This window comes from Rufibacter aurantiacus (assembly GCF_017916345.1).
Lineage (GTDB): Bacteria > Bacteroidota > Bacteroidia > Cytophagales > Hymenobacteraceae > Nibribacter > Nibribacter roseolus.
The window spans coordinates 304757-329673 of the sequence record NZ_JAFMSV010000001.1 but is presented as its reverse complement, the minus strand read 5'-3'; the positions used below and the strand labels follow the sequence as shown (position 1 = coordinate 329673).

The 24917-nt window shown below is 51.0% G+C and carries 22 protein-coding genes; 13 read left to right on the top strand and 9 right to left on the bottom strand.

Going from position 1 to position 24917, the window contains the following annotated elements; translation table 11 throughout:
- Positions 1–322: 322 nt before the first annotated feature.
- On the top strand, positions 323–613 hold the full coding sequence (locus tag J3P34_RS01290; protein WP_317195399.1) for a YciI family protein: 291 nt from the start codon (positions 323–325) through the stop codon (positions 611–613).
- Between the two features lie 343 nt (positions 614–956).
- Here the strand turns inward: J3P34_RS01290 and J3P34_RS01285 are convergent, their stop codons facing one another.
- The 6 genes from J3P34_RS01285 to J3P34_RS01260 form a co-directional block, all read right to left on the bottom strand.
- A complete protein-coding gene (locus tag J3P34_RS01285) occupies positions 957–1946 on the bottom strand; it encodes an ABC transporter ATP-binding protein (RefSeq protein ID WP_210486086.1) in 990 nt (329 codons plus the stop codon).
- Between the two features lie 21 nt (positions 1947–1967).
- Positions 1968–2531 carry an HD domain-containing protein gene (locus J3P34_RS01280; protein ID WP_210486085.1) on the bottom strand — a complete coding sequence of 188 codons (564 nt, stop codon included), beginning with the start codon at positions 2529–2531 and terminating at the stop codon, positions 1968–1970.
- Positions 2532–2828: 297 nt separating this feature from the next.
- Complete coding sequence (locus J3P34_RS01275; protein WP_246850340.1) at positions 2829–3032, bottom strand: hypothetical protein; 204 nt, start codon at positions 3030–3032, stop codon at positions 2829–2831.
- Between the two features lie 286 nt (positions 3033–3318).
- Positions 3319–3711, bottom strand: coding sequence for a hypothetical protein (locus tag J3P34_RS01270; protein ID WP_210465903.1), 393 nt, complete (start codon positions 3709–3711; stop codon positions 3319–3321).
- A 494-nt stretch (positions 3712–4205) separates the two neighbouring features.
- Positions 4206–5228 (bottom strand): PorP/SprF family type IX secretion system membrane protein, encoded by a 1023-nt coding sequence (locus J3P34_RS01265; RefSeq protein ID WP_210486084.1) that lies wholly within the window; start codon positions 5226–5228, stop codon positions 4206–4208.
- Positions 5229–5234: 6 nt separating this feature from the next.
- Positions 5235–10418, bottom strand: coding sequence for a T9SS type B sorting domain-containing protein (locus tag J3P34_RS01260; RefSeq protein ID WP_210486083.1), 5184 nt, complete (start codon positions 10416–10418; stop codon positions 5235–5237).
- 659 nt (positions 10419–11077) lie between these two features.
- Between J3P34_RS01260 and J3P34_RS01255 the strand changes: the two genes are divergently transcribed.
- The 7 genes from J3P34_RS01255 to J3P34_RS01225 all read left to right on the top strand — a co-directional run bounded on the left by J3P34_RS01255 (position 11078) and on the right by J3P34_RS01225 (position 15671).
- Positions 11078–11368, top strand: coding sequence for a hypothetical protein (locus J3P34_RS01255; protein ID WP_210486082.1), 291 nt, complete (start codon positions 11078–11080; stop codon positions 11366–11368).
- Positions 11369–11472: 104 nt separating this feature from the next.
- A complete protein-coding gene (locus J3P34_RS01250; protein WP_210486081.1) occupies positions 11473–12105 on the top strand; it encodes a hypothetical protein in 633 nt (210 codons plus the stop codon).
- Positions 12106–12267: 162 nt separating this feature from the next.
- Entirely contained in the window at positions 12268–12534 is a 267-nt protein-coding gene (locus J3P34_RS01245) for a hypothetical protein (protein WP_210465898.1), read from the top strand.
- A 113-nt stretch (positions 12535–12647) separates the two neighbouring features.
- Entirely contained in the window at positions 12648–13640 is a 993-nt protein-coding gene (locus J3P34_RS01240; RefSeq protein ID WP_210486080.1) for a hypothetical protein, read from the top strand.
- A gap of 561 nt (positions 13641–14201) precedes the next feature.
- Positions 14202–14624, top strand: coding sequence for a hypothetical protein (locus tag J3P34_RS01235; protein WP_210486079.1), 423 nt, complete (start codon positions 14202–14204; stop codon positions 14622–14624).
- A complete protein-coding gene (locus J3P34_RS01230; protein WP_210465895.1) occupies positions 14621–15265 on the top strand; it encodes an SCO family protein in 645 nt (214 codons plus the stop codon). Before J3P34_RS01235 ends, J3P34_RS01230 begins: the two co-directional genes overlap by 4 nt.
- Before the next feature lie 4 nt (positions 15266–15269).
- A complete protein-coding gene (locus J3P34_RS01225; protein ID WP_210486078.1) occupies positions 15270–15671 on the top strand; it encodes a c-type cytochrome in 402 nt (133 codons plus the stop codon).
- A gap of 101 nt (positions 15672–15772) precedes the next feature.
- Here J3P34_RS01225 and J3P34_RS01220 read toward each other — a convergent pair whose 3' ends face one another.
- A complete protein-coding gene (locus J3P34_RS01220) occupies positions 15773–16210 on the bottom strand; it encodes a hypothetical protein (protein ID WP_210486077.1) in 438 nt (145 codons plus the stop codon).
- A gap of 298 nt (positions 16211–16508) precedes the next feature.
- On the opposite strand from J3P34_RS01220, the gene J3P34_RS01215 reads away from it, so the two are divergent.
- Together J3P34_RS01215 and J3P34_RS01210 are read left to right on the top strand one after the other, a co-directional pair.
- Positions 16509–17612 carry a PA0069 family radical SAM protein gene (locus tag J3P34_RS01215; RefSeq protein ID WP_210486076.1) on the top strand — a complete coding sequence of 368 codons (1104 nt, stop codon included), beginning with the start codon at positions 16509–16511 and terminating at the stop codon, positions 17610–17612.
- 728 nt (positions 17613–18340) lie between these two features.
- Positions 18341–19345, top strand: coding sequence for an endonuclease/exonuclease/phosphatase family protein (locus tag J3P34_RS01210; protein WP_210486075.1), 1005 nt, complete (start codon positions 18341–18343; stop codon positions 19343–19345).
- Between the two features lie 1441 nt (positions 19346–20786).
- Here J3P34_RS01210 and J3P34_RS01205 read toward each other — a convergent pair.
- Positions 20787–21785 (bottom strand): cation diffusion facilitator family transporter, encoded by a 999-nt coding sequence (locus tag J3P34_RS01205; protein WP_210465890.1) that lies wholly within the window; start codon positions 21783–21785, stop codon positions 20787–20789.
- A gap of 368 nt (positions 21786–22153) precedes the next feature.
- On the opposite strand from J3P34_RS01205, the gene J3P34_RS01200 reads away from it, so the two are divergent.
- Complete coding sequence (locus J3P34_RS01200) at positions 22154–22414, top strand: hypothetical protein (protein WP_210486074.1); 261 nt, start codon at positions 22154–22156, stop codon at positions 22412–22414.
- A gap of 387 nt (positions 22415–22801) precedes the next feature.
- On the opposite strand, the gene J3P34_RS01195 is transcribed toward J3P34_RS01200, so the two are convergent.
- Positions 22802–23452 carry a response regulator gene (locus J3P34_RS01195; RefSeq protein WP_210465888.1) on the bottom strand — a complete coding sequence of 217 codons (651 nt, stop codon included), beginning with the start codon at positions 23450–23452 and terminating at the stop codon, positions 22802–22804.
- 296 nt (positions 23453–23748) lie between these two features.
- Here J3P34_RS01195 and J3P34_RS01190 point away from each other — a divergent pair, with 296 nt between their 5' ends.
- Together J3P34_RS01190 and J3P34_RS01185 are read left to right on the top strand one after the other, a co-directional pair.
- Positions 23749–24099 carry an STAS domain-containing protein gene (locus J3P34_RS01190; protein ID WP_210465887.1) on the top strand — a complete coding sequence of 117 codons (351 nt, stop codon included), beginning with the start codon at positions 23749–23751 and terminating at the stop codon, positions 24097–24099.
- Positions 24100–24162: 63 nt separating this feature from the next.
- The gene (locus J3P34_RS01185) at positions 24163–24498 is read left to right on the top strand and encodes an STAS domain-containing protein (protein ID WP_210465886.1); all 336 of its coding nucleotides are present in this window, start codon (positions 24163–24165) and stop codon (positions 24496–24498) included.
- Positions 24499–24917: the final 419 nt, after the last annotated feature.

Here is a 24917-nt window from a genome sequence, read left to right as displayed (position 1 = left end):
TAAACGAGCAGGAGACAAATCTGCTCCAAATGTCTCTGCTTAAGAGCCATTTTCTGCAAAACAGCCCCGAAACGAGCAGGACAGTCAATAGAATATGATGCTTTCTTTCTCATTGCCTTTTTTTGCTGATCGGGACAAGCTGGATAGGTAATCCAGAGTCAACTTCTATCTGAGAGTAATGCTTTCCTGCTCGCTTCTGATAACTCAATAAATCTGCAGGCGAGCATTTAGATTAGCCCAGGTTTGACACGGATTTTCGTCGTCATGAAACATGGTTTGGGTATTTTCTGTACCTTCAAAGCCAGAACTAACGCTAATTCTCGTGCCACAATACCTTATCACCGCCTTTGATTACACCGATGCCCAAGCCCTTGACCGCCGAATGGCTACCCGCCCGGATCACTTGGAAATGGTAAAGAAACTGAAAGCCTCTGGAAACTTTGTTTTAGGGGGCGCCATGCTCAGCCCCGAAGAGAAGATGATCGGTTCTACCCTGGTTGTTGAGTTTGAGAACGAAGCTGCCCTGCAAGCCTACCTGGACCAGGAGCCTTATCTCCTTCAGAAAGTTTGGGAGAAAGTAGACATCAAGCCATTCAGAGTAGCTGTAGTCTAGTCACCCAAAGCGTGCCTCAACATGCAAAAGGAGCTTCGGGGCTGTTTTTCAGAAAACAGCCCCGAAGCTCCTTTTATTTTAAGCATATCGTCCCCCTTTGAAGGCCCGGGATGATTGCTCGTGCTGATCACACGCATTCCCAAAATGTAGGGGCAATCCCTTGCGGTTGTCCTTGGTTGAAGAGCTACATTGAAGCCTTCGCCCTTTAGTAAAGCAACTTGGTTCTTCATACTGCCTTGTCATCCCCTACCCCCTTCAAAGGGGGACGGAATGCGTGGCAAAGATTACCCTTAGGCAGATACTTGCCTATTACTTCCAGTTCAGTTAACAATAGATTAAGCGGTTACGCAGGAAAACTCCACACCTTATCTGGGGCGAGGGAAAGAAAGATGGTGTCGCCTTTGTTAAAGTTCCCTTGTCCTGTTCTGACCAGAACCTCGCCGGAGGGTAAGGTTACCTGCAATTCATAGTGGCTCCCGAAGAACGTAATGGAATTGACTTTTCCCTTCACTGTACCATTTCCTTCTGCTCCAATCTGAAAACTCTCCGGCCGGACTAGCACGCTTTTTCCATTGAGGCCTAAAACTGAACCTTCAAGAAAGGCCTTGGCCTGAGTGGTTGTTAATAAATTGTATTTCCCAAAAAGGCCGGCGATGTACTCATTGGCGGGTCTCTGGTAAATCTCCTGCGGGGTGCCTTTCTGCAAAACTGTGCCGGCTTGCATCACCAGGATTTCATCGGCCCAGGAGAGGCTGTCCAGCGGGTCATGTGAGATAAGAATGCAGGTGATGTCCAGTTGCTCGCTGATGTTCTGGATGATGGTTTTCAGGAGGTTTTTGTGGGTGGTGTCCAGGTTGGAGAAAGGCTCATCCAGCAGGAGCAGTTTGGGCGAGGTGAGCAGCAGCCGGGCCAGGGCAATGCGCTGGCGCTCGCCGCCGGAGAGTTGATCGGTTCTGCGGCTGAGCAAGTGATTGATGTGGCACACGGCATACAGTTCCTCAGCGTCTTCCTGCGGCAGCGAGTTGGCATAGCGCAACACCTGCTCCACACGCAAAAACTCGGGCAACTCATACTGCTGGGAAAGGTAGGCGATGCCGGGGTGACCGGCCACCAGTTTCTCAGCGGGGCCTTTCACGCGGTCGCCCTCAAACGTGACGGTGCCGGCATCGGGCTGGATAAGGCCAGCGATGATCTTGAGCAAAGTGCTTTTCCCTGAGCCCGTTTCCCCGGCGATGGCAATCTTCTGGAACTCCTGCTGGCTAAAGCTGATGTCCTTGAGGACCTCCTCTTTTTCGCCCTGCTTGGAAATGCCGGCTACTTGTAAAAACGTCATAAAAAGGAAAGGAGTCTTCTGTTAGGAAGCCTCGGTGGAGACCGGCGTCAGTTGTAGTTCCTCGGCATGGGGTTGCAGGGCCTGGATAATGAAGTCAATGTGGGCGGTTAAGTCTACCTGGAGCAGCTCGGCACCCAAACGTACCTCGCCGCGGTCTACCGATGCCGCAAAGCTGGCCTGTTTCAGTTTCTTCAGCACCGATTTGGCTTCCAACCCGGAGAGGCGCTGCGGGCGCACCTGGGCGCAGGCCACCACAAAACCGGTGATCTCATCGCAACCCAATAGGGCTTTGTCCAGGAGGCTGTTGTGCGGTACGCCCCAGTGGCTGTAGTGCCCCGAGATGGCATGGGCCATTTCTTCCTCGCCGCGCTCGCGCAGGAGATCCACCACTACGTGCGGGTGACGATCGGGGAAAGCTTCGTAGTCTGCATCGTGGAGGAGACCGGTGTTGCCCCATAGTTCGGGGTCTTGGTCAAGTTTCTGGGCATAGGCGCGCATCACCAACTCAACGGTGCGGGCGTGGCGTAGAAGGCTGTCGCCTTTGGTATATTGGTGTAAGATCTGTGAGGCTTCTTCTCTGGTCATCTTAAATGGAATTTAAACGAGTAAGTTAGCCCGGTTGCCGCAGATGCACAAGAAATGCCTGCTGCCGGGCCTGTTTAGAGCCTGTTTTTCATAAACGGACTCTAAAGCAAAAGGAAGGCCACCTCATGGTTTGACCTTCCTTTCGTAAAAATGGGCATTAATCCCGGTGCTGATTATTAACGAAATAAATAGCTTAGTAGGTGAGCCGTAATGCCAAGAAGTCATCATCAGATCTTCTCATAGGTAATTAAAAGTAACTACCCAATTCTCTCATGCACTCCTTCAGTCATTCTCTCATTAATGATGGTGGTGGTGATGGTGGTGATCATCGTCCTCGGGTTTGTGCCGGAGGTTCTGGATAGACCCAAACACGAAGAGCGCTCCCCAGCAAAGGTACAGGTAGTTGAAGGAATCTACTTCCTTGCCCCACAGGTGCATGAGAATATGCGCCACCGCAGACATCACCAATCCCGTCACCGCAATGAACTGGAAAGAATTCATGGCTTTGGGGTTATATATTTTAAACCATTCCATAGGCAAAAAGAGTTACGGCCTTTCCTGCTTGCGGCAAAGACCTGGGTTCTTCAAATTACTTGTATACGTGTAAAAGCGGGCAGGAAGACAATCAGTAACCGGTGGTGCAAATCAGTAAAGGCCCATCTGGAGGATTGCGGGCATAAAGGTAGCTTTTTCTTCAATGGGTTTTGCCTTGGCTGGTGAGTTTCCCTAAACAAGAAGAGGGCCCTCAACTTGGGGGCCCTCTTCCTGTTCAGGAGGATATGATGTCTTACTTCTTAGCCTTGGGAGAAACCTGCTCAACCAAGGACAGGAAATTAGCTTCTGGTTTGGCTTTGAAGGCGGCATAGGCCTCTAACTGGCGGCTATTCAAGATGGTGAAAAGCTTGTTTTCAAATTCTTCTTCAATCTCGCGCAAAGAAGCCTCTAAGCTAGAACCGTCGCTGGCGTATTTTCTGGAAGCCTCGGCGGCCTTAGCCAAACGTTCCTGGTTTAAGTTCCTGATCTGGATATACTCCACTTCATTCATCCCCATGGACTGAACCATTAACCGGCTGATGGAGGCCGCCGTCTTCTCAACGGATTCGTTCTGGGGTGCCACTTGCGCGGAGGCAGAAAAAGCCAGGGCAAATACGAAGCAAAGGGAAAGAGTAAAGTTTTTCATGGGTTGTGAAATTAGAAGGTAAGTGGAGTATGTTTTGAGTTGGATAATCTTAGTAATGTCTTACTTTGGTCTTTGGTTGATTTTACGGAGAAGTGAAAACCATGTTTTAGCAGAAATGCCGTAAACAGCCGCTTATTAGATTATTTAAGCGATAAAGTTTTTAAAGTACAATTATTGGCAGGTGGAGAAAGCCTCCGGGATAAAACTGACGTATGAAAAGTATAGTCCCTGAATCCAATACAGGAAGCTAGATAATTGCACCCATGTGAAAGTGCAGATTAAGGTGACGAATAGTCTGAAAGCCGAAGCCTTGAAGGAATGAGAAATGGAAATCTTTCAAGGAGGGACCACTTTCTGGATTCTAAAAAAACCTTAGCGGCTGGTTTTAAGTCCGGTTTTGGGCAAAAGGCAGTAAAACGAAGAAGCCCGCTTTATGCCTCTTTTAAAGAAAAGAGGCGTAAAGCGGGCTTCTTATATAAGGGTATTTCCTTGCTCTACCAGAGCCACTCAGGGCAAAGCATCCGGGCTTTGTTGCGGAGCTTTATCCCAACTATCAGCTCGTGGCTGCCGGCACTGGCAGCGTTCAGGCCCGAGGTGGTCAGGTCATAGGAGTAACCCACATCCAGGATATGGTTCACGTTCATGCCTGCCAGAGCTGCCACCGCATCGCCGTGGCGGTAAGACATACCGGCCCAAATACGGTTGGCATACGTTGCCTTGAAATTCACATCCACCGATAACGGACTAGGACTGGCTAGTTTCAGCATCACTGAAGGCTCCAGCGAAAAGTCATACCTGATTCTGATGCGGTACCCACCGGTCAGGAAGAAGTGCGGCTGCAGTTTCTGCTCCGGATCGTTGGTGCCTTCGTTCTGGGACGAGAACGTGTTGGTCAGGAGTTGGGCCGCCGAGGCGCCTACGTAGAAGTAATCAGAATAAATCCAGGTGCCCAGGCCCAGGTCAAAGTTGGTCCGGCCCATGGAGCTAGGCCTGATGCTAGGGTCGTTCTGGTTGATCAGGTGCAGCTCGTTCCCGTTCAGGCGCGTCTGGATCATGCCACCCGCCAATCCAACCGACATGTTCACCTTCCGGGTGATGGGGTGATGGTAGGCGTAAGTCAGGTTCAGGTTGGTGGTGCTCAGCGGACCGGTTTTGTCTACCTGCGCCACCGCGCCAAACCCGTGGTGTGGCCGTGACTTGTGGTACTTGGTAGAGCGTGGGTTCTTGGACGGCAGCTTGGGGATAAACCCTCTGCCGGCACCTGGGCCAACTGGAGCGTTCCGGTCACTCATTCCAAAAGAAGAGTGCCCGCTTATGTAATAGGTAACCGGGGCCCCGTCCACGCCCACCCACTGGCGGCGCGTACCCATGCGCACATCGGTGTAGCTCTCAATCCCAGATAAGGCCGGGTTGAGCAGGAAGTTGTTGAACAGGTACTGGCTGTACTGGGCTTTCTGCTGCGCCATGGCCGGAGACAGAACACCCAAGAATAGAACTATGATGGCAAGCTTTTTCATGTGGGCTTACTTGATAATGGTGACGTTTCCGGTGATAGGTGCTTGTTTTCCGCCCAGGCGGATGATGTAGTAATAAGTGGCGGCTGGCAGCGGCTGTCCGTTCAGGCGGCCTTCCCATGGTTTCTGGTAACCCTTAGATTCAAAGACCTTGTTGCCCCAGCGGTTGAACACTTCTACCTGGCAATCTGGGTAGCTCTTGAGGTTAGGCAGTTCCCAGTTGTCGTTGATGCCGTCGCCGTTTGGCGTGAAACCGTTGGGCACTTCCACGGGTCTCAGCACGGTAATGGTCACCTGGTCAGAAGAGGTACAGCCGTCCTGCGTGGTGACGGTCACGGTGTAGGTAGTCGTCTCGGTTGGCTTGGCCACTGGATTCGCGATTTGCGAGTTGTTCAACCCGGTGCTTGGTGACCATCTGTAAGTTAAGCCGCCTTTCGCCTCCAGGGTAGCATAGTTCCCCAGCACGATGTTCTGGTCAGGTCCGGCATCGGCGGTTGGAGCCGGGATGTTCACCTGTACCGGTATCCGCACGCTGGCGCAGTTCTGGGTTACAGACCGCACGTAGAACGTGGTGGTTTCCTTCAGAATAGGCGTGGTGAAAGTCAGGCCTGAACCCATCAGTCGGCCGCCTTCCGGCTTGTCAAACCACTCAATCACCGTTGAGCCGGCGGCAGGAACCGCGGTCAAAGTGGCGGTGGTGCCGGCGCAGATAGATGCTTCTGTTACACTTGGCGGCTGCGGCGCGGTCACGGTTACCTGTACCACGTTGCTCAAGTTGTCTGAGCAGCTGCCTGATACTACTTTCCGGCGGAACCAGGTGGTGCGCTGCAGGGCACCCGGGGTGTAATTCTGCTCCGTACTGTTGCCAAAGGCCGTCCCGAAACCAGAAGTAGGGCCGCTGGTGCTGCTTTCCCACACGTAAGCGTAAGAGTTGCTGCCTCCGGCTGGAAGGGTCCCCGTAAGGCGCGCAGGCGCCGAGCCGATACAAACCGTTTGGTCGGTGGATATGGTGTTTCTGGTTACCGCTGAGAAGACCGTCACTTTCACGGCATCGGAGATGGAGGTAACCCCACCCGAGGTTACTTTTCTCCGGAACCAGGTCGTCTGGGTAAGGGCCGGAGCGTTATAGGTTTTGCCGGTTGCATTACCGGAGGCAGTCACAAACCCGGAGGTGGCGCTGCTGGTGCTCATTTCCCACAGGTAGCTGAAGGTGCCGTCGCCACCAATCGGGTCGGTGCCAGACAATGTCAAAGGTGCCGTGCCCGTACAGATGTTCTGGTCCTCGTAAATGGTGTTCTCCGTAATGGCGGAGTTCACTGATACTTTCACCACATTACTGATCACCTGGCAGCCGCCTGATTCAACTACTCTTCTGAACCAGGTAGTCTGGCTTAGAGCGCCTGAGGTGTAGGTTTTACCCGTAGCGCCTGAAATGGCCGTGAAAGTTTTTCCATCCAGGCTGCTTTCCCACTGGTAACGGTAAGTACCGGTGCCGCCCGTTGGCGAGGTGCCGGTAAAGGGCGCCGGAACGGTGCTGATGAAGATAACCTGGTTGTCCTGGATAAAGTTGTTGATGATAGACTCACTCACCGTCACTTTAATGGCAGAACTTACATGCGGCACGCAGGTACCGGATTTCACTACCCTGCGGTACCATGTGGTCTGGTGCATGGTGCCCGGCGAATAGCTCTCCGTTTGGCTTGCCCCGGTGATGTTGTAGAATGAAATACCGTCGGTGCTGCTTTGCCACTGGTAGGTGTAGGTGCCGGTGCCACCGGTTGGCTGGGTACCGGTAAGTGTTGTGGTACCGGTGCCGGCGCAGACTTCCTGCGTGCCAGAAAGCACATTGTTGCCCACTGGATCCTGTACTGTCACGACTACGGCTGTTCTAGGGCCGGCGCATCCGCCTGCCAAAGCCTGTACATAGTAAGTAGTGGTCTGGGTAAGCGAAGCCGTGGTATAGGATGGAGCTCTGAACAGGGCCGTACCTCCGGTAGAGGCCGCAAACCACTCATAGGTGATGTCGGTACCCGGATTCTTTACGCTGATCACGGCCTTCTCTGAGTGGCATACCGTGGTGGCAATCGCCTCAGGCGCGGCCGGGAGCGGGGTTACCGTTACCTTCACTTCTACCCGCGTAGGAGCCATACAACCATTAGCTGTAAGGGCCTGGGCAAAGTAAGAAGTATTGGCTTGGAGAACCGGCGTGGTGAAGGTGTTGCCTCCAGCCAGCAGGTTGCCGCCGGTAGCCGTATCAAACCACTGGATTTTCTGCCCGGAAGAAGCCGGGGTCGCGGTTAAGGTAGCGGTGGCGTTCTGGCAGGTTACTACGTCTTTGGCAATCGGCAGAGCCGGTAATGGCAGCACCGTCACTTTCACCGCTGAGCTCACAATCTGGCAGCTTCCTGAGTAAGTGATTCTCCGGAACCAGGTAGTGGCGCGCAGGATGCCCGGGGCGTAGGAAGCTTCCTCAAAAGCACCGGTGGCGGTGGTGAACCCGGCGGTAGCGCTGGTGATACTTTTCTCCCACTTATAGGTGTAAGTGCCATTTCCGCCGGTGGCAACTGGTGCCTGGATGATAGGCGAAGAGGAATTGTCGCACACCGTTAGGTCTGCGGGCATGGTAACCGGGTTGAGTACCGGCGTCACATCCACTTTGATGGCAGGTGAATAATCCACACATGGACCCATGGTTACCTTGCGGCGGAACCAGGTTGGTTGGTTTAAGGCACCTGGCGTGTAGTTCTGGTTTGTGTTGGTGCCGGCGGCAGCGGCGAAGCTTGAACCGTTCACACTGCTTTCCCAGGTATACACCGGGGTATCGTTTCCGCCCGATGGTTTTGATCCGGTCAGGGCCGTAGGAACGCTGCCCTGGCAGACTACCTGTTCTCCGGCAATGGTGTTGTTGGAGATTGCCGGCAATACCGTCACTTTAACTTCGGTACGCGCCTCTGAGCAGTTGCCAGTAGCCAGGCTTTGCACGAAGTAGGAAGTGTTAGAAGTAAGGGCTGGGGTGGTGTATTGGTCGCCGGTATAGAACGGAGTGCCTCCGGTGGCACTGGTGTACCACTCATAAGGCCCGCCAGGAGCGGTTGCCGTGAGGGTGGCCGTGCCGCCGTTACAGATGGTGGCATTGGCTACCGTTGGTGGGAACGAGAAGGTGTTGATCGTAACCAAAACCGCTGGTGAAGCTTGGGTACAACCGTCAATGGTCACTTTCCGGCGGAACCAAGTGTTGGCCGTGAGCACGCCGGTAACATAAGACTGACCGGTATTAGCGCCTTCGGCAGCTTTGAAGCCTGCTGTAGCGCTGGTAGTGCTGGTTTCCCAAAGGTATACCGGGGTGCCGCCGTTTCCGCCAGCCGGAATAGAACCGTTTAAGGTGGTAGTGGAACCGTAGCAAACTATTTCCGGAGCTGCCGCAAAGGTGTTGTTAATAATGGCGGGTACTACCTTGATCTGGATGGGCTCAGAGATATTGGTACAGCTGCCGGAGGTGGCTACCCGTCTGAACCAGGTAGTCTGCGTAAGAGCGCCTGGGTTGTAAGTGGCGGTGGTGCTCGTGCCGGCCGCTTTAGCAAACGTCGTGTTCTCGGTTCTGCTTTCCCAGACAAAAGTATAAGTGCCGGAGCCGCCTTTAGGGGCAGAGCCCGTCAGGGTGGCGGCAGACTCTCCAAGGCAGAGGGTTTGCAGGGCGCTAATCGTGTTGTCCGTGACTACGGGCTGAACGGTCACCTTCACGGCTTTTCTGGCCGATGAAAAGCATCCTTCCGCAGATACAGTGGCAGCGTAATAGGTGGTGGTTGTGCTAAGGGCAGGCGTAGTGAAGGTGTTGCCGGTTGCCAGGGTGTCGCCTCCGGTTGCGGTGGCATACCAGTACACTTTAGCTCCTGTGGTAGGCGTCGCTTTTATGGTAGCAGGGCTGCCGAAGCAGGTAGTCACATCAGGGGCTGTGGGAAGGGCTGGCAGAGGCACTACGGTTACCGTAACTGGAGTGCGCCTTGGATTGGCGCAGCCGCTGCTGTTCAGGGCAGCCTCTACGTAATAAGTGGTGGTGGCCTTCAGTATTGGTGTAGTGAAGGTGGCACTGGAAGCCAGAGGTGTGGTGGCTGTGACGCTGGCATACCATCTGAAGAGGGTAGCATCGCCCTGTGCCTTAAGGGTAGCGGTAGTGTTATAGCAGATAGTAGCCGGTAAAGCGGTGGCCGCAGAAGGAATATCACGTACTTCCACCACTTTCACAATGGAGTCGCCTTGGCAGGTGGTGCTGGTTCCTGATGGCGTAACCGCTAAAGAGATTCTGTAGGTTCCGTTCTGGGTGAAGCGGATAGAGGGGTTGGTAGACGAAGCGTTGGTAGAGTTGGTGAACTCCCAGCCTACGTTGGGCAGGATAGTCCATAACCGGCGGTAGCCGCTCGTGTTGCCGCCTACGTTGTTTCCGTTAAAGCCTCCTTTGGTTTGATCATTCAGGGTCACTACCTGGTTTGCGCAGAAGGGGCTCTCCGGGGTCATGCTGAAGGCCGGGATCGGCTTGGCCGATATGATAATCCCGCTTACCTCGGCCTGCTTAGGGATACATCCATAGGCCACGGCGTACATGGTGAAGCCTTTGGGTTTGCCCTCAGAAGATTTGGTGAAAGCGTGGGTAATGGTAGAGGGAAGGGTGGCTTGGGTGTAGCGGAGGGTGTCAGTGCCATCATCGAACCAGATGGCGTAGGTAGTATTGGGAGCGTTGCCCTGGGTACCGGTGATGCCGAAGGTAAAAGCGGCCGGGGCGCAGTCTGAAGTGTTGTTGGGGCTTTGGATACCAATACCGGGCGTGCTGCCGTTGAAAACCGAGTAAATTCTGCTGTCAGAGCAACCATTCTGGTGGGTGATGGTGAATTTTAGGTTGAAGCTACCCTGGGTTTTGTAGACGTGGCTCGCGTTGGTAAAAGAAGCCGGATACGTGTTTGAGGTACCGTCGCCCCACTCAATGGTGTAGGTCTTGTTTTTGGAAGCAGTGGTGGAGATGTTGGAGACCACCAGGTTGTACTCAACTGATCCGCCTACCGAACTACATCGGGTGAAGTTCTCCTCGTTGGCATCAGCAAGGGAGACATCAGGCTTGTCGGGGCAATTTTGGGCATAGGAGACAAAGCTCAGCAGGAACAGGAAGCCCAGTGATTGAAAGAACTTTTTTAAAGGCGCCATGGTGCCAGAAAAGAATAAGAATGGTTATTAGGAGAATATGGGGCATGCAAAACCAGGCTCAGGGCACCTAGTGCCTAGTGTCATGGTTTTTGTGCGGAGGGAGTAATTACACCAGTTGGGGTGAGGTTTGCCCAATCACTATCTGAGAAGGGTTCTTCTCTGGGAAACCAAAATTATTTTTCTGCTGTGGCTTGCTGTATAAAGCAGAGGATTGAAAGGGGAAAAGAATGTATAGTTGTTTCATATATAGTATTTATAAATTGTACTTAGGAGGAATTTTTGTTTTTGTCTGTGCTTAGGTCTAAAAAGTATTTAGTCTAAAAAAATCATGTTGTAAGTCAGGTTTATGTGGGTCTAACAAATTTATTGAAACCTTTAGTTCAATAATTTCGTCAAAGATAAATTTTTTGCACTCAATATTGTAATATAATTATTTTAACAAAATCATAGGAGGTAATTTAGGGTGTGCTTTTATTTCCTAATTTAGACACGTTAACTCCTAGAAAGGGAAGAAGAAGGAAGGGGAGTAGAGGTGAATTGAAGGATTCTGAGTCAGAAAAAAACTGAAAAATTCTTTCAACCCTGAAAAAGGCAGGTTTAACCGGGAAAACGGGCCGCTCACCGAATTCCAGTAGCAGGGCGGAAAAAACCTATTACCTTTGACACAGTTAAAACAACAAAGACAGTTTGTTGGTCACAACATTAAAGATATAAAGGGGCGGCGGAGCACTTCTGCATTGCAGGGGCGTCAAAAGTTCTGGTGCTTATTGGGGGATATGCTACAGACGCTGATGACATATGAACCGCCTGCCCCTTCTTTTTTTAGCCTCTTCTTCCTTACGGAAGGAGAGGCTTTTTTTATCCTTTTCAGGATCTCCCTCCCCAGAATACTCGCTTTTCTTCTTCTGTCTTTTTTATTTTTAAGCCAGAAACGCTTCGGTTTTTTTTAGGCTATAATCCTGCGGCCTGAAGTTGCCACCTGTCAATCTAAGTGGGTACGATTGCTTTTTTGTATCTTTGGGTAAATAGGTAAATAAGCATCAGGATCCATCACATGAAGCAGCATATCACGGAAAACGAGAGAGAAGTCATCAAGCTCATCACTTTCTTCAAAAAGCGGGGCGAGCGGTTGGCTGCGGAAGGCACCTTGACCGAGGAGCACCAGGAGTTGAATGCCGCTTGTGAACGGCTCACCGAAAAAATCTACAGTCACGCCGATTTCAGGCAGCAGGTGATGGACAAGCATGAGACCCTCAAAGGCATTATTGAGGACCACGCCCAGTGCCCCACCTGCAGCAAAGCAGATATGCTCAAGAAAACCAGTGTGGCCACCAATGAGCTGGGCTGGAAATCTAACCGCTACAAGTGCCGCCGCTGCAACATTGAGTTCACCTGGAATCGCCCCAACAACCCTTGGGACATGATTCCCTTCCTGGAGGTTTGCCTGCAGGAACTGGAGGCAAACATTGCCGCCCTCCAGTCTGAGGACGAGCTGCGCGCCCGCGCCCAGGAAGCCCGTGACCACATGGCCGTCAGCCTGGAGCAGCTCCGCACCGCCATCCACTCAGCCGACGCTGAGAAGCACCAGATGGAGGAGCAGGACAAGGAGATGGCCCGCATGCTGCACGAGTTCAAGAAGTACCTTATGATTGAGAAGATCAAGATGGAGCCCTTCAGCGAAAACTAAAGCAAGTCAGCCATTGGTATAGAAGCCCGTTTTGGGGTTGTTTTCTGTAAAACAGCCTCAGAACGGGCTTCTTCATGATTTGATAACAAACATTTTCAGTTGGGAGCGTACAAACAGAGTAGAGGTGGCCGCAGTGGCTGCTTTCATTTACAGACCCAACCTATGCCTATCCAAAACGACAACATCACCAATTCTGACGAGAGCAAACGCCTGCCAGATGAGAACCCCGTTCCGGTAAAAGGAAGCAAGACGGAGGATGATGAGACCGCCAAGCCAGACCTGGGCGGCAGCCGCCTGCAGGCCATTGAGGCAGACTTCCTGGACCATGAGCCCGAAGGCCGCTTCTCTGAGGGAAACGTGGCCGCCGAGGACGAGGAAGACACCACTGAGCTGGACGGCAGCAACGCGAACAACCTGCGCACCAAATAGCGCGGAACTGGAGGCGATCCGGTTTTAAGCCCCTTTCCTGAAAACGGGCCTAAAACCGGATCGCCTTTCTTGCCGTTTACATAAGCTGTTTGTTACACCAAAAGTCTAACACCATGAACAGAAACCATAGACCAGATGACCGTGGTCATCACAATTCAGATAATCGGCGCTCCGATGAAGACCAATACCGCGGATCTTATCGTTTAGACAACGACCGCGACCGGGACTACGATCGCCTGGACCGCCGCAACAACTTCAATGACCGCGATATCAGCAATGATTACCGCAGCAGCCAGTACCAAGGCTCCAACGAGGACCGCCGCCGTGAAAGAGACCACGAGCTTCCCCGTGACTACGGCCGGAATCCCAACCGCCGTGGAGAGCGCTTTGATAACATGGGCGCCCACGAAGACAACAACGGTCTGGAGCACTCTACCCGCAACTTCGGGAACATGGGCAGCTACGGCGGGGCCCAGGGCTTCGGCTCTTCCAGAGGCGGATCGCATAATCAGAACTCAGGAGACGGTTCCCGCTGGAGCAGTGGCCACGGCCGCGAAGAAGACCGCCACGTAAACCGCCAGGTTTACGGCGCTTACCGCGACCACAACAGCTTTGCCCCGGGTGAGCGCGAGCAGTACGACGGCTCCGGCCGTCCGGGTAGCCGCGGCGCAGACAACACCAGAGGCTGGGAACCCTCAGACCGGGCCGGCTCAAGAGGCGGTGTGAGAGACATCGGGACGAATGATATCTCCCGCCGAGGCGATGACAGCCGCTACGAGATCTATGACGATTCACAGTCGCACTACAACCGGGGCGAGTATGAGCGCGGCCGGCAACTGGGACAAATGAGCAGCGGCTTTGACCGCAGAACCCAGGCCGAGGGCGGCGCTAACTTTGACTACAACAGACCGCGCCGGGAACACCACAACCAACAAGGCGAGGGTGGCAGAAGCGAGAACTACGGCAACATGGCCGGCTCCCTGAGTTGGGGTAACGACCGCGACTACCGCTCAGAAGAAGGCCAGGACCGCCGCTACGACCCAAGCAGCGGCCACGTGAGAGGCCAGGGAACGCAACCCCCTTCCCGCGAAGACTTCAGCTGGTAATTAGAAACCACTGAACAAAGAGCGGCTGCCCACCAGGCAGCCGCTCTTTGTTTATACAAGTGTGATTTGTGGGCTTTCTGTTTCAGCGCTCTTTTAGTGAAAACAGGCCCAAAACCAAGTGCCTGTTTTTTGTAGAGGACAGGCACTGCTTTGTCTCTCATGATACCTGATATTTTTTTGAACATGTAGGGGCAATCCCTTGTGGTTGCCCTTGTTGAATTATGTAACTGCGCTGGCGCGAGTTTGTAGCTAGTGTCCACACGTATTGCAGAGCCCCTTTTCCTCTTCAGCAAGGCAATGTTGAGGAATGCGTGCGGACACGAGCCAGCGGCTCGCGCCAGCGGAGATTGCCCTTGCAATTTTCTGCTGTTGTTGGTGTTATCGCCAACAACCTAAACTTTGCTCGCCAACATCAAGGGCAACCACAAGGGATTGCCCCTACTTTTTCATAAATGGGCCAGAAACAGGATGGTTCTAAAACAGAATCCTTGATAATCTACCGGAAAGCAGTGCGTTCTATGGGTGTAGCATCTACCTTTGCACCTGAAAATGTATTCCTATATGAAGACTTCACGGCTTCCGCTGTTTTTCCTGGCTTTGGTTTTGGCGTCCTGCGCGCCTTCGCCGGAAAAGAAAGTAGAGGTGTTGCAAACAGAGGTGCTGGCGCTCCATGACTCAGCCATGGCCAAAATGGGCGACCTGTATTCCCGCCGCAAGGAACTTGCCTACCTGAAAGACTCGGTGGTGGTGCAGGATACGCTGGCCCGCCGAAGCCTCACAAACGGGATCTCTGATCTGGTGCGCGCCGATGAGCGCATGATGCAGTGGATGCATGGGTACAAGTCGCCGGAAGGAAAAGTGCCAGATGAGGCCCTGTCTTACCTGCAGCAGGAAAAAGTTAAAATAGAAGAGGTGCGCCGCGCCATTGCCCAAAGCCTCCGGACCGCCGATTCCCTGAATTCCCTTTACAGAACTTCTAAATGAAAAATACCCTTTTAGCGCTTGGGTTGGGAGTGGTGCTGGCCACGGCCTGTACCTCGGCCCCGGAAAACAAGCAGTTGCCCATTTTGGGTCCGCGTGAACCCAAAGTAACCATGGTAGACGGTAAACCAAGCGTAGACACCATATACCATTCCATTCCTGATTTTGCGTTCCTGGACCAGGACAGCCAGATGGTGACCCAGCAAACGGTAGCCAACAAGATCTACGTGGCGGATTTCTTTTTCACCTCTTGCCCGTCTATCTGTCCTAAGATGAAAAGCCAGTTGCTGCGGGTGTATGAGAAGTACAAAGACAACCCGCGGGTAACCTTGCTCTCGCACTCCATTGACCCCACCCATGACACCGTGGCCGTGCTCCGTGACTACGCCGATAGATTGGGGGTGAAAAGCAATACCTGGCATTTCCTGACCGGAGACCGCGACACCATCCTGGACATGGCTCAGAAATACTACTTCACCAGCGCCATGGTAGACAAGACTGTGCCCGGCGGATTTGAGCACAGCGGCGCTTTCCTGCTGGTAGACGAGCAACGTCGCCTGCGCGGTCACTATGACGGCACCAATGCCCAGGACGTAGACAAACTGATGCGGGACATGGATGTGTTGCTCGCAGAAAAGAAGTAGCGGTATGGGTTACAGTGCAAAGTACCTGCTGTTTTTCCTTTTCCTGGGCGTCTTGCTTTCAGGCTGTTTTACGGAAAGGGGCCAGGAAGGAGAGTTGCTCTACGGGCGTAACTGTGCCAGTTGCCACCTGGAGAACGGGGAGGGGCTCAGGGGAGTCATCCCGCCGCTGGTAAACTCAGACTATATAGAGAAGAACCGCGATATTCTGGCCTGTCTCCTGCGCAAAGGCATAAAAGGCCCTATCATGGTCAATGGTCGGCAATACAACCAGCCTATGCCGGGTAATGCAAAGTTGTCTGAGGCAGACCTAACCAATATTATCAATTACATGCAGAAAGAATTCAAATCACCAGCCCGGCGGGTTTCTTTTGGGGAAATCAGGGAGCAGGTGAAGAATTGCCCGTAAGGAAAGATGCCTTTAAAAGAAAAAAGCGCAGATGGTTAAAGAACCACATGCGCTTTTTTGCTTTTCAGGCAATACGTTAAAGCCAGAGACTGGCTGGGGTATTAACGGCCTGTAGTGCCGGCAGTAGTACCTGTTGTTCCGGTTGTACCAGTAGTACCGGCAGTAGTGCCTGTTGTTCCGGTTGTACCAGTAGTGCCTGTTGTACCAGTAGTACCTGTAGTTCCGGTAGTACCAGTGGTTCCGGCAGTTGTACCAGTAGTACCAGTGGTTCCGGTAGTACCGCCGGTTGACCCGGTAGTGCCTGTGGTACCGGTTGTACCAGTGGTCCCGGTTGTGGTTCCGGTGGTAGTGCCCATAGTATCTGAGCTCATGTCAGTGGTAGTGCTGGTACCATCATCCATGGTGTTGCTGTCCACTGTACTGTTGTCTGTAGTGGTGCCGTTTGCCTGGTCTTCTTTGTTTCCGCCACTGCAAGACGAGAAAGCCATCATGGCTGCCAGAGCGCAAGCCGCACCCCAATTCAATGCGTTAATTTTCATAGCTAAGTGAAAGGTTAAGTTTGACTTTGTTCACATGAATCTTCCTACGTGATTGCAATTTATTTAGTCTGGACTTAATTAAAATAATCTCAGAATTTGTAGAAAAATACGTATTTATCCCTACGAGCTACTAGGGTAAAAACCCTGAATGAATTATGTCTCAGACCGGGCCCCGAAAAGAGAGCAGGCATTTACCGTAGAAGTTCCCAAGCCAAAACAAACGTCCTGGTCCAAAAAGTTGGAAGCTAAAAATAATGGTATTATTTGGGAATGAAGTCAAAAGCTAATAATTTTAGCTATGGAAAATGACGCTTCTAAAGGGAGAAAAGAGGGCCGGCCTTTTCAGGACCAAGGCCTCAGGAAGGGAAGAGGTGCCCAGTATAACCCCACTAATCCGTTCCTGAAAAACGACTACGTAGTGGAGCATCTGGAAGGGATAGATGAGCCCTGGGAGCAGAAAGCCGCCACCCAGTTTTTCAAGGAATTCCCCAAAACCATAGTAAACGAGATCAACTCCCCAGACCTGGGGCAGGGCTACTCCATGAACCCGTACCAGGGCTGCGAGCACGGATGTATCTACTGCTACGCCCGCAACACGCATGCCTATTGGGGGCTAGGTGCCGGGGTGGATTTCGAGCAGAAAATCATTGTAAAAGAGAATGCCCCCGAGGTGCTACGGGCCCAGTTGGAACACCCGAAGTGGGTGGTAAAGCCCATTATGCTGGCCGGTAATACAGACTGCTACCAGCCCATTGAAGCCAAAAAGAAGATCACCCGCCGTTTGCTGGAAGTGTTGCTGCAGTACCGCCACCCGGTGAGCCTGATCACCAAAAATGCCCTGGTTTTGCGCGACCTTGACCTGCTCTCCGAACTGCACCGGCACCAGCTGTTGCACGTGAATATCTCTATCACCACCCTGGACGAAGAGCTGCGCCTGAAACTGGAGCCGCGCACATCCACCGGGGCCAAACGCCTGCAGGTGGTACGGCAATTATCTGAGGCGGGCCTACCCGTGAACGTGATGGTAGCACCCATTATCCCGGGGTTGAACGACCATGAAGTGCCCGCCATTCTGGAGGCCTCGGCAGCGGCGGGAGCCCTATCGGCGGCTTACACCATTGTGCGGCTGAACGGCGCAGTGGGAGAAACTTTTGAAGACTGGATCCATAAAGCCTACCCAGACCGGGCCAATAAGGTGCTGAACCAGATCAAAGCCTGCCACGGCGGTACCCTCAACGACAGCCAGTTTGGGAGGCGGATGGCAGGGGAGGGGAGATGGGCCGAGACCATTCAGGCGCTCTTCAAGGTTTCCAAACACAAATATCTTCAGGGCCGATCTATGCCCCCTTATGATCTTACTGCCTTCACCCCCCGCACAGGAAAGCAGCTTTCTATGTTTTAAATGCAGCCCTGCCAAGTGATTTCTCCTTTTTCCTGGTAGACCTGCAAAAGCTATCTTTTGGGCTTGAAGTTTTGGTTTGGTAAGCGCTAGGTAAAAGGCTGGGTTTAATAGAGAAACGTAGATGTTGTGACAGCCTGTCAGGGTGGTGTCTCAGCCGAAATAGGGTAAAGCAAAGGCTATTATCCAGTTTGGGAGGCTACAGGAAGAAAGGTCTGCTTCAAGCCACAGGAAGTATTTAGGAATGGTTTGAGGGGTAAAGCCTCAGGCAGCGGCAAGTAAAGGAATCAAAGGCCCTAAACAGGTGTTCCAGGTTAATTATAAGAAGAATGTAATTGAGGATATTTGATTTTGATCCAGTTGCTTAAGTTGGTTTATTTATATTTTAGGTTTAATACCCCCAAAAGAAACAAGCCTGAAATAAATAAGCAGCTGGAAAAGATATTTGATGCTATTACGTTACCATTAAGAAGTGAGTTGCCGGGTAAGTGCACCAAGGGTGCTCTCCTCTGCTTCTTTATGAATATAACTTTTTCTAAAAAGAGAGGGTCTTTGTATCTTTAGCCATGGGGAATACCCTTACACAAGCAAGCACTGTGGCTGGAAGGAGAATCAGACGAAGTTTCCTGTTTAAACTCATTGTGTTTTTAAACATAGGGGCAGCGGCGTTGTTAATTCTCTCTCATGTGGCCTCCTATATTAGCCCCGGAATTTTCTGGGTAGCTAGCCTTGTGGCCTTGGCATACCCGGGCTTGCTGCTGGTGAACCTGCTCTTCATCCTGTATTGGCTCCTGGTCAAAAGCCGGGCCTTGTTCATCTCCCTCTTTGCCTTGCTTATCGGGTTTGATAACCTCCGGAACCAGATCCAGTTGAACCTGTTCCAGACCGAGGTTCCGGCCCAAGCTCAGAAGCTGCGGGTGCTAAGTTTCAACGCCCGGCTGTTCGATCTCTATGAGTGGACCGGCAACCCCCTCACCCGAGACAAGATCTTCAAGATGGTGCAGGACGAGACCCCAGACATCATCTGCTTCCAGGAGTTCTATACCTCCTCTAAGGCCGGAAGAAACAACCTTGACACCCTGCTGCGTTTACAGAAGGCCAGAAACCACCATGTGGCCTATACTGAGACCATGCGCAACAGCGACCACTGGGGAATTGCCACTTTCAGCACGTACCCGGTTGTGAACAAGGGCAGCATCTTTTTCAATGAGCAAACCAATAACCTGTGCATCTTCACAGACCTGAAGGTTGGCCAGGATACCGTGCGGGTGTACAACGTCCATTTCCAGTCTAACCGGTTCAAACGCGAAGACTATGAGTTCCTGGGCAACCCCAATGCCAAACCCTCCAATGATGAGAAAATCATCGCCTCCCGCAACATCATCCGGCGGCTGCAGGTAGGCGCCGTGAAGCGCGCACGGCAGGTCAAAGTTGTCGCGGATCACATTGAAAGCTCCCCTTACCCGGTCATCGTCTGCGGTGATTTCAATGACCCGCCGGCCTCGTTCACGTATAATAAAATTAGCAAAGGCCTGAAGGATTCCTTCGGGGAAAGCGGCTGGGGTTTGGGCAACACCTACAACGGACTCTTCTCCATCCTGCGCATTGACTACCTCCTGCACGACCCGCGCATGGTAGGCTCGGGCTATAAAACCATCCGTCAGAATCTCTCTGATCACTATGCCATCGTGAGTGATTTATGGCTGGAACCAGCTGCTGCTGGTTCCAAAGAATAGTATATTCTGGGGATACCCTTTTCTTTATAGTTTTAATCTGTTCTCTGAAAAACGCTATGATTACAGATGTGGTTTTATCTGGGCGTTTTTGGGAAGGTGTTTTGTTGGCAGTCCAATAGCGGGGTTGTAGAAGTATACTTTTTCCTATTCTATAGGTTTGCTTCTAGCTTGCGGCCGTGGGTGTTTTCAGCTGTGTGGTTCTTCTTTCTGTTAGACCAAACTGTACCTCCTTCAATTCTCTTTCCTGGTCCAAGTAGATTGTCCTTGCAGTAAGAAGGCTGGACTCCCATCTGCCTTGTACCCCCAATGAAAGGGGTAGGTAATAACTCCTTCTGCTGCTCCTTTTCCTCTTTTCCTGGTTCAAGTCTGTGACTTGGACCTGCCATGGTCTGCAGTTTGCAACTGCAGTGAGGCGCTAGCCTCAAACTCGGATTTCGCTTGCGTTGTGCGGAGAGTTAGCGCAGCGCTCTCCGCAATTCCCGGACAGCCAATCTCCTGATTGGCGAATTGGAAGAGGTTCCAGTTGGTAGTATATCGCCATGATTGGTGTTCTCACCACTAACCGCAGCTACCTCTCACTTCCTTGTTGCTCTGTTTCCCGCGCTTGTTCCTCCGTTTGGAGGTTTGTCACTTTTCTCCTTGATGAGAAAAGTAACCAAAAGAATCAAGAAGAAAAGAAACTCGCTGACGCTCAGACAGTCTTTTCTTCATTCTTGTGACACCTAGCCACCGTCCTCTGTTGCATCGTAAACGCAGGGCATTGCCATTAGGGAAGCCATTGCCTGCGCTCGTCGGAGGTTGGGTTACGCATGCGCCCAACCTCCGCCTCTCTGCATGTGGCTGTCTTGGTTCTAGAACCGCTGCAATGCCTGCATCGTCCTTTCGGACGGAGGGAAATGCAGCTGTTCTCGTCTTGTTATCATTGGTTGAAAAATGTAGAGACAGGGCATGCCTTGTCTCCAACGGTTCTGGCGCAATAAACAACAGCTCCTGGAAATAACCTGTAGCTACTGCAAAGGGCACCCACAAGAGGTGCCCCTACATTCTTGTCCCTCCTGGAAATGTGACCTTATAATTTGAGCCTTGCTATGTAATAATGCGTTCTCAACTTCGCCTACCGATCAACCTCGCCAACTGTTATTGGTGTTATCACCAACAACTAAGACTGCCGTACAACTGCTTTCTGAAGAATCGTAGGGCTTTCCCCTTGGAAAGAAGTCATGCGTTTTGGAGCTGCTTTCTATAAATCAGATGGCAAACTATCAAGGCATGTCTCGTTTTAAATCTAGCCCGTCTGTTAGACTGAGTGCATAGGCAAGAAAAAAGGAGCTGTTTTAAAGGCTGTTCTTCTGAAAACAGGCTTTAAACAGCTCCTACCTTTAGGCACCTCCCGGCTTAAAGGTTAAAACCAGCAAACAGCGTAAATGAAGTAAGTGGTTATTTAATGTAAGGCGTGCTTTTCGTTTTCGCTTACGTTGGCCAGGGTCCATTCTACGCGGCCAACGAAGGCATGCTCCCGGACGTGGCAGTCAGATTTGGTGCAGAGGCAACAGCTGGCGGGGGGAAGGCAGGGATCCAGGTGCACGAAGAGTTCTACTACATCACCCATCTCCTCGGAGATCATGTCCTGGAGCAGCTCTACTTCTTTGTGGGCTTCCTGCAGGTTGAAGTACCAGGGTAGGGTGAGGTGGCAGTCTATGTGCAGCTGGCTACCGTACTTGATGACCCGCATGTTGTGGAGGTCAATCCAATTCTCGCGGCGGCTTTGGTTCAGGACGGTGATGATGCGGTCCATGAGCTCATGGTCGGCCTCATCCATTACTCCCGAGATAGAATTGCGCACAATGCCGTAGCCGGTGTAGGTGATGAAGGACCCGAAGATGATGGCCACCACCGAGTCCAGCCAAAGGATGTTGGTGAAGTAAATGCAGCCCAGGCCTATGACCAGACCCAGGCTGGAGTATGCGTCTGAGAGCAGGTGCTTGCCGTTGGCGATGATGGTGAGGGAATGGTGCTTTGTGCCCCGCTTAATGAGGTAGCGGCCGGCCAGGTAATTGACCAACCCAGTAGCCAGGGTAAGAAAGATACCCACATCCATGGCATGGATGGGTTGCGGGTAGAGCAGGTTATAGACAGACTTGACAATGATAGCCACGCCCGCCAGCGTGATAAGCGAACCTTCCAGGCCAGAGGAAATGAATTCAATTTTGCCGTGTCCGTAGGGATGGTCTTTGTCTTTGGGTTTGGCTGCCAGGTACACACTGTACAACGCTACGCCGCCCGCCACAAAGTTGATGATAGACTCAAGGGCATCGGTTAAGATGGCGTTGGAGTTGGTGAGAAAAAAGGCCCCAAACTTAACGCTGAGCAGCACCAGCGCCAACACCAGCATAAGGGCCATGATACGGATAGAAGAAACCGCCGGTGAGGTGGAGGGCATAGACTTGCAGGTTAAAAAAGATACTTTCGCCTTACAAACGTGAAGAGCGGCAAAAGGGGGTGCAAAAGTACGGCTTTTTTTAACCCGCCGGCAAGCAGCAGACAAGAAGAAATACTGGAAACCTGGAAAGGGATCGCTGTGGGTAAACAGGGCAGAGGTGGCCCTATGATCTAAGGCTTAGCTAAACAGGAAAGACAGAAGCCAGGAAACAAAGGAGGCAAGCAGACCCAGAAAGAAAAACAGGAACCCCAGTATTGGATGCATTTTGGTAGGTGTTAAGTTGAGTAAAGATAAAAATTTAAAATAAATGCCGCAAATGCAAAATTAATGCAACAAAATCCTTAGTTGTTTCATATAAGTACTATTGTATGAACAAACCCCATAGCATAAATTCGCTGTTTGTACATGAATTTACTTTTACCTGTTGGCGAGATCTTATGAACTCCTCTGTTAAAAAAGCTGTGGTGGGCAAGCCCATTGAAAAGATTTTGAAAAACAGCATGTTGTTGCCCGTAGACACCGGCAGCATCAATGATTCCTTAGCCAGGTTGCAGGATCTGCGCCAGAAGTACATTCAGACTCAGGGAACTGGGAAAAATGTTCTTCGGCTACCCGCGTTGAAAAAGTAAATACTCCCCCAACCCGAGATCTATTCAATTTATAAAAGGTCAGGCTTTGCTGCAAAACGGCAAGGCCTTTTCTGTTTTCGCCGGCTTCTAAGGCAAGGTGCTTTGCTAACAGAGAAACCTGTTTGCTGGCTGTTTTTACCAAAATGATCTTAAAGGGAGTTTTGCCGGATTGGCCTTATTAAAGTTGGTAGAAGCCATTCCAGCGTCAGAAGGCAGACAGCCTTGTCCCTGCTTTTAGGAAATGGCAGAGTTTGCACAGGGTGCCCTGGTTTCTAAGAAAAATAGGTGCCGTTGAGGTAAATAAAAGCGGGCACTTCTGTTTCAGGGCAGTTTCCTTGAAAGGAGCCCTGAAACGGAAGTGCCCGTTTAACTTTTGGTTTAGTGGCTTTAGTCTATAAGACCTTCCTGAATTGCGTACTTGATCAAAGTGGCGGTGTTGCGGGCTTTGGTCTTCTCAATCAGGTGCTGGCGGTGAGACTCAATGGTGCGCTTACTGGCGAAGAGTTTATCAGCGATCTCGGCGTTAGTATAACCTTCGGCAATAAGTTTAAGAACTTCCATCTCGCGTTTGGAGAGCTCTGGGTTGTTCTTTGATTTGGTGGTAGCGGATGCCCCTTCTGGGTTGTTTGCTTTATTCAAAAGGTTAAGAGCAACCTCAGAAGAAATAAAGGAGTTGTCATTGGCCACGGTTTTAATGGCGTGCACTAACTCATCTCGTCCGGCCGTTTTGAGTACGTAACCCATAGCGCCTGAGGAGCGCACTTTGTGCACGTAACTTTCCTGGTCCAGCATGGTCAGGATGAGCACCTTTACGTTAGGGTGCTTCTGCTGCAGGTGCTGTAAGGTTTCAAAGCCATCCATCACAGGCATGTTCAAGTCTAACATAATCACGTCTGGGGTGGTGGTTTCCAGAAGGTCCAAAAGTTGCTGTCCGTTCTCTGCCTCACCAATTATTTGTATAGTTCTTTCAGATTTAAGTAAAGACTTCAACCCATCTCTGATCAGCGTATGATCATCTACTAGAATTACTTTTATCATCACCTTTTAAGTGTTATTTGACTGAGACGTTAAATAAATCAAGAATTTCTTTTTTAAGCTAATTTAAGTGGGGATCCTTTAATAAAAGAGTTGATATTTAGTATTAATACGGAGATGCTTATATTTTGTCTCTCCTCTCAAAGAATTTATGCTATTAAAGTAGAGAACTACGTATTAATACGTATACCTAAATTGCGGTATTAATGACGTTTCAAAGGGGATTTTATCGGGGTATATTTGTGAACTGTCATGCTGTTGTGTCTATCTAACATATAGTTGAGCGTTTACAGAAGACCATGGAAATCTCTACCCAATTTACAAGCGCAGGTTTACTGGTCTCGTTGAAAGGGGCTTTAGATGGTCTTTCTGAGGAGAAAGTAAAGAGCCAACTAAAGATTGTCTTGCAACAGAATAGGAAGTTTATGTTCCTGGATTTCTCTGGCGTGACAGATGTAACCCCCACCGGATTGCGTAACCTGTTACCTTATGTGCAGCAGGTGCAACAGCAAAAAAAAGAGCTTATTTTATTTAATCTGAAGGATAATATCCATGGGTTAATAAATTCTTCTGGCTTTGATTCTTTGGTGAAAGTGGTTGATTCTTTGGATACTGCAATTAAGTATGTTCATGCCAAAAAATCGGCTTAAAATTTACTTTTAATTAATATGGATTATAAGAAAAAAATTCTTTACTTTATATAAAAAAAGAGGATGACCATAGCAATTGAAGAAGAGGCTAACATCTATATCCTGCGCTTGAACGGTGAGCTGGATGCTTCTACTTGCCTGGAGGTGGATAAGGAAATTGAGCTGGCGCTTTGCAAGCCCATTGAACAGCTATGGATTGACTGCGAAGAACTAAAGTACATTTCATCTGCAGGGCTGGGCGTACTTATTTCTCATTTGGGTACCCTAGAAGCCCGAAACATAAACCTGGTGCTGTACGGGATGAGTGCGCATGTGAAGAACGTATTTGAGCTCCTGGGCCTGCATCTGATCATGACCATTGTGCCTTCCAAAAAAGAGGCCCTGCTGCAGGAAAAATAATTCATGCAGCCAACCTGGTAATATCTTCTGTGCCAGCCATTACGGGCTGGTTTTTTTGCAGGTAGAGCGCTTTCAACCTGCCTCTCCAAACCAAGCCTGGCATCATTCCTTATTTTTGACAATCCCGCGCTTCCTGGTTTTATATAGCGCTTTGCCCATGGCGTGCTTTGCCAAATACCTTGGGAGCAAACCTACCCCTTTTGCACCATCTCAAGATCAAAGGGTGCTTAAGCCTCGCCTGTACCATGCCAGAACTAGTCAGTTTCTGGGCCATTCAGGTAACTGCTTTCTATTCTTTTAAGCTTGTGGCTGCCTTTGCTTTCTATGAGCAGCCCTCCGTCATTTACCTTAAAGTTGGGTCTAATGGGGTATGCCGTAAAGGTGCCTGATAGGCAAGAACGGCTTTGCTATTACTAACC